Source organism: Tabrizicola sp. (genome assembly GCF_034366665.1).
Taxonomy (GTDB): Bacteria; Pseudomonadota; Alphaproteobacteria; order Rhodobacterales; family Rhodobacteraceae; genus Tabrizicola.
The window spans coordinates 1-5811 of sequence record NZ_JAXMMF010000056.1; the positions used below are offsets into that span (position 1 = coordinate 1).

The window sequence follows — 5811 nt, forward strand, 5'->3', positions numbered from 1 at the left end:
TGATGACGGCACGATCTGGGGCGGTGAGTTTCTGGTCTGCGACTATCGCGGATACAGCCGCGCGGGCAGCCTGAAGCCGGTGGCCCTGCCGGGCGGTGCGGCGGCGGTGCGCGAACCGTGGCGGAATGCCTATGCCCACCTCATGGCACAGATGGGCTGGGCGGAGTTCTCGCTGAACTTCGAAGGTTTGGAGATTCACCAGCGCCTTTCCGACATCCCCCGCGCCACGCTGGACGCGATGATCGCCAAGGGCCAGAACACGCCGCTCTCCACCTCTTGCGGGCGGCTTTTCGATGCGGCGGCGGACAACCAGACGAATTTCTCGATCTTCTGCAACCACATCACCGTGCCGCCGCCGATCAAGGCGCTGCTGGATGACCCGCACATGGTGCTGGATGGCTTTGTCGGCCCCGGCCATGTGTCGATGGTCATCGGCATCCATCCCTATGACTTCATCGCGCGCGACTACGGCAAGCCCATCGTGGTTGCGGGGTTCGAGCCGCTGGACCTGCTGCAATCGGTGCTGATGGTGCTGGAACAGATCCGCGACGGGCGGGCGGAGGTGCAGAACCAGTATGCCCGCGTGGTGCCCGATGACGGCAACCCCGTCAGCATCGCCGCCTGCGCCGAGGTTTACGAGCCGCGCCCCAGCTTCGAATGGCGGGGACTGGGTGAGATTGACGCGAGTGGCCTGCGCATTCGTCCGAAATACGCGGCATTCGATGCCGAAGTGAAGTTCGGCATCGGCTATGGCAAGGGCCCCCGCGCCGTGGCCGAACCCGAAGGCTGCCGCTGCGGTGACGTCATGACCGGCCGGATCAAGCCCCACGCCTGCCCGCAATTCGGCAAGGGCTGCACCCCGGAAATGCCGCTTGGCGCGCTGATGGTCAGCTCTGAAGGGGCCTGCGCCGCCTATTACCAGTACGGCGGCCTCAGGCTGGAGGAGGCGGTATGAACGCCGGCCTTCGCCCTGCTCGCCGCGTGGTGTCCGACCGGGTCACGCTGGCGCATGGCGGCGGCGGCAAGGCGATGCGCGATCTGATCGAGGATGTCTTCACCTCCGTCTTCGCACCCCCCGGAATGGAAGATCAGGCGCGGCTGATGCACCCCTCGGTCCTGGAACCCGGCGCGCAGCTGGCCTTTACCACCGACAGTTTCGTCGTCTCACCCATGGAGTTTCCGGGCGGCGACATCGGCACGATTGCGGTCTGCGGCACGGTCAACGATCTGGCCGTGGGCGGCGCGCGGCCCCTTTGGCTGTCGGCGGCCTTCATCATCGAGGAAGGCGTGCCGATCACCACCCTGCGCCGGATTGCGGCCTCCATGCAAAGGGCGGCAGAGGCGGCAGGGGTCAGGATCGTGACTGGCGATACCAAGGTGGTCGGCAAGGGCTCGGGCGACGGGGTGTTTGTGACGACCTCAGGCGTAGGGGTGATCCCGCCGGGGCGGACCCTGATCGCGTCCTCGGTGCAGCCCGGCGATGTGGCTATCGTGAACGGTGTGCTGGGCGACCATGGCGCGGCGATCCTTGCCGCGCGCGGCGACATGGCCCTGACCACGGATATCCAGTCCGACTGCCAGCCGCTGAACCACCTGATGGAGGCCGTTCTGGCCGCAGCCCCCGCCGTGCGCTGCGCCCGCGATGCCACGCGCGGCGGCCTCGCCTCGGCCCTGAACGAGATCGCCGATGCGGCGGGCGTCGGGATCGAGATCATGGAGGCAGACCTGCCCTTGCGCGCCGAGGTGAAAGGGGTCTGCGAGATCCTGGGCCTTGATCCTCTGTACCTTGCCAACGAAGGCACGCTGGTCCTCTTCACCCCGCCCGAACAGGCCGAGGCCGCACTTGTCGCCATGCGGGCGACCAAGGCTGGGCGCGGGGCCTGCATCATCGGACGCGCCACCACCGCCCATCCGCGCACTGTCGTCATGAAAACCGTTTTCGGCGGCGGACGTATCGTCGACATGCTGGTGGGCGAACAACTGCCCAGAATTTGCTGACCAAATGGAAAACACAGGAGAGGGACGATCATGAAAAAGTTGACCAGCGGCCTTGCCGCCATTCTGGCCTTGCTGCCCGCGGCGGCGATGGCCCATACCGGAACCGGCGCACATATCGACGCGATGCACGGCTTTCTGCACCCGCTGACCGGGCTGGACCATGTGCTTGCGATGGTCGCCGTAGGGGTCTTTGCGGCGCAGCTTGGTGGGCGGTCGCTTTGGGCTGTGCCAGCGGCCTTTGTGCTGGCGATGGTGGCGGGCGGTGCGCTTGGGTACTTCGGAACACCGCTCCCGATGGTCGAGCAGGGGATTGCGCTTTCGGTCATCGTCATGGGCCTTGCCGTGGCTTTCGGGGCGAAACTGCCGGTTGGCCCCGCAATGGCGCTGGTCGCCGTGTTCGCGGTCTTCCACGGCCATGCACATGGCGCTGAAGGAAGCGCTGCCGGGTCGTTCCTTGGCTACGCTGCGGGTTTTGTGGTGGCGACCGCGCTTCTGCATGCGGCTGGGGTCGTGCTTGGCCGGACGCTGGAACGCCTGGGCGGCGGGCTTGCGCTCAACTCGCGCCGACTGGTGGGTGCGGCGGGTGCCGTCGCCGGTGCCGCGATCCTGATGGGCTGACCGCTGTTGGCGGGGCCATCCCCGCCAACCCATCAGAAGGACTGGACCCATGCATGAGCTTGGCATGGCGCGCAGCATCGCTGCCATCGTTGAGGAACACGCGCGCGGCCGCCCGATAAAAGGCGTGCGGGTCGCCATCGGGCCGCGCGCCTGCATCGAACGGGGTGCCCTGGCCTTCTGCTGGGACATCGTGACGGACAAGACCGTGCTGGCGGGGGCGACCTTGGGCTTCATCGACGCCGAGGGCGACACTTTCACCGTGCGGGATTTCGAAATCAGGGAGGAAGCGTGATGTGTGGTGTCTGCGGCTGTGCCGATCCAAAGAGCGAAGTCTCGATGACCAACGTAGATACTGGGGCTACGCAGCTTTCGCGCGCAGCCGGTCAAACTCTGGCCGAGGCCCATGCCTTTGCGCATGCCCATGGCCTGCCGCATGACCATTTGCATGACCACGATCACGAGCATGGTCATGATCATCATCATGCGCATGATCACTCGCATCACGGCCATAGCCACGATCATCCGCATGATCATGTGCTGCAACAGCGCCCGGCCGGAAACCATGTGGCACTCGAAGCTGCAATTCTGGGCAAGAACGATGCCATCGCCGCCCGCAACCGGGGCTGGTTCGAAGGGCGCGGCGTGCTGGCGCTGAACTTCGTTTCCTCCCCAGGTTCGGGCAAGACCGCCCTGCTGGAGGCGACAATCAAGGCGCTGAAAGGTCAGGTCGCGATTTCCGTCATAGAAGGCGACCAGATGACCACCAACGACGCCGACCGCATCCGCGCTGCTGGTGCGCCAGCCATTCAGGTCAACACGGGTGCAGGCTGCCATCTCGAGGCCGACATGGTGGCCGAAGCCGCGCGGGCGTTAAACCCCACACCGGGCTCGCTCCTGTTGATCGAAAACGTCGGCAACCTCGTGTGCCCGGCGATGTTTGATCTGGGCGAGGCAATGAAGATCGCGGTGATCTCGACGACCGAGGGCGAAGACAAGCCGCTGAAATACCCCCACATGTTCCGCGCCGTTGGCATCGTGATCATCAACAAAATGGACCTTGCCCCTCATGTCGGGTTTGACGAGGCCGCCTGTCGCGCCAATATCGCGACTGTGAACCCGAAGGCCGAAATCATCGAGGTTTCCGCTCGGACCGGAGCGAACTTTGGTGCCTGGACAGAGCGGCTCCAGTCCCTTCTGGCAGAGGCGAAAGCACGATTCTGACGAGAGGCTTGGCCGAAGCCAGACCTACGGGTGTGGAACTAAAGGGAGGCCCGAGTGTGGAGTGGTCACTTTGCAGATCATTATGACACAGCTAGTGGTAATCACTAACGGCGGCCAATGGGATTTTGCACCGCAGCGCCACTTTAGCGCTGAATGACCGCTGAGGGCCAGAATTTGCCTGTAGGAGCATACGGTGAAGTTCAGCGACTAAGCATCGGTTAGACCCGAATCGGCACTTTCCGTGTGCGTTTGGCGCTCTCCGTAATTTCCTGAAACACCCGTGCCGCTTCTCCGAAGACCTCGGCGCCCGCAGGTCCAGCGGACGCAGCCAACCCTGACAGCTTCCCGACAGGCGCTAGCCTGCTATCCGCCCCGCTCCCCTGAATAGTTGGCAATGCCTTCCCCTTCCGCGCCCGATCAATCGGCGCAAAGTGCCGATCCTCGTAGTACCGGATGTGCCGCGCCCGGATCGGATACTGCCCCTCGGGCAGCACCAGCACCTCGTCCAGCGGAAACCGCAGCACCTCGTTCGCCGAAATCAACGGACGCTCCTCGGAACGCCTGCTGACATTAGCACTGTCCTCCAAGGCCCGAACCCGCGACTGGCTCTCGGTCACGGCAGTGATGGTAGACCGCCCCAAGGCGTTCGACAGCACCTCGGCGGTCCGGTCATCCTGGGGTGTCATGTAGATCTGCACACCAGCGCCGCCTTGCAGAGAGCGCCGCCCGGTCTCCCCATAGATGTCATCGAGACCGGGAATGGTCTGAGAGATGATGAAGAACCGGCCGCCGAAACTGCGGATGGTCTTGATGGAAGAGAGGACAAGTGGCTGGCGGCCGAGCTGGTCAAACTCGTCCATCAGGAACATGACCGCATGGGGTTCGTCCGGACCAGGCTCACGGCGCTGGAGGGAGGCGATGGCATCCGCGAAGAGAAGCCGGACGAGCGGCGCAAGGGTTTTCAGGTGCTCGGGCTGGACGACAATGTAGAGGCTTTGGGGTTCGCGGCGGAAGGTCGAGAAGTCGAAGTCGCTGGCGGAGGTCACACGGTCGACCGCAGGGTCGTTCCAAAGCTCGAGACCGGACCCCTGGATGACGGACACATAGGCGCCGAGGGTCTTTTCCGGGACGTCAGCCATCTCGAGGAAGGTGCGTGAGACGATCGGGATGTTCGTGGTCTCGGCAATGGCGGTGTAGCTCTTCTTCTTATCGCCGCCCCCAGCCATGATCTCACCGGTAAAGCCCAAGGTTGGGCGGCGCTGTTCGATGGCGTAAAGGCAAGAGGCGATGAAGAGCCGCTTACCGGCGTTGAAGAAGCTCTGCGCACTTTCGCCTTCCGGGATGAGGAAGAGATCGGCCATCGAGTTCAGCGCGGTATACTGACGCTCGGCAGAGGGCAGGGCGGCGATCCGGGCAAGCGGGTTGAAGCGGTGCGAACCACGGTCCTCATCGAAGGGCGAAAAGTACCAGATGCCGTTCTTCAGCCCATGCTCGCGGTGGATAGAAGTCTTGACGAAGTTTTCACCCTTCACGTCGAGGATGATCGCCGAGCCTGAGAAGTGGAGGAGGTTTGGGATGACGAAGCCCACGCCTTTCCCCCGGCCCGTGGGCGCGATCATCATCGCATGCGGGAAGCGGTCGGGCGGCGCCATCACGAATGGCGCATCGGATTTCGGGAGGCCGAGCTTGCCGAAGATGAAGCCGTACTGATCGAGGGTTCCGACCATGCGGTTGCGCTTCAACTCACGGCGCGACTGGAAATGCGCGTCGTCATACTGGTTGAGGCGGCCGCGATGTACCCCGGCTAATCCGACGAGCGTCAGGGCGACGGTGACGGCGCCAGTGATGATCAGCGCGCCCTGCAGGACCGAAGGCCGCGCGGCGAGGTCGGCCCAGGCGTAGCGAAGGAACCAGGGGCCCATGGGGCTAAGCGTATCGAGGCTCTCCCGGAAGGCAGTGATCACATAGATCGTT

6 protein-coding genes are annotated in these 5811 nt (G+C 64.2%); 5 read left to right on the forward strand and 1 reads right to left on the reverse strand.

The features are described from left to right. The 5 genes from hypD to hypB all read left to right on the forward strand — a co-directional run. A partial coding sequence (hypD, locus tag U1E69_RS07570; RefSeq protein ID WP_322243750.1) for a hydrogenase formation protein HypD occupies nt 1–955 on the forward strand: 955 nt, incomplete at its 5' end. Then, nucleotides 952–1998, forward strand: a complete 1047-nt coding sequence (gene hypE, locus U1E69_RS07575) for a hydrogenase expression/formation protein HypE (protein ID WP_305539944.1) — start codon at nt 952–954, stop codon at nt 1996–1998. The genes hypD and hypE, both read left to right, overlap by 4 nt. Nucleotides 1999–2028: 30 nt before the next feature. After that, nucleotides 2029–2616, forward strand: a complete 588-nt coding sequence (locus tag U1E69_RS07580) for a HupE/UreJ family protein (RefSeq protein ID WP_305539941.1) — start codon at nt 2029–2031, stop codon at nt 2614–2616. A gap of 49 nt (nt 2617–2665) precedes the next feature. Next, a complete protein-coding gene (locus tag U1E69_RS07585; RefSeq protein ID WP_305539939.1) occupies nt 2666–2908 on the forward strand; it encodes a hydrogenase/urease maturation nickel metallochaperone HypA in 243 nt (80 codons plus the stop codon). Nucleotides 2909–2952: 44 nt separating this feature from the next. Next, nucleotides 2953–3837, forward strand: a complete 885-nt coding sequence (gene hypB, locus U1E69_RS07590; RefSeq protein ID WP_305539936.1) for a hydrogenase nickel incorporation protein HypB — start codon at nt 2953–2955, stop codon at nt 3835–3837. A 218-nt stretch (nt 3838–4055) separates the two neighbouring features. Here hypB and U1E69_RS07595 read toward each other — a convergent pair. Continuing rightward, a partial coding sequence (locus tag U1E69_RS07595; RefSeq protein ID WP_322243751.1) for a type IV secretory system conjugative DNA transfer family protein occupies nt 4056–5811 on the reverse strand: 1756 nt, incomplete at its 5' end.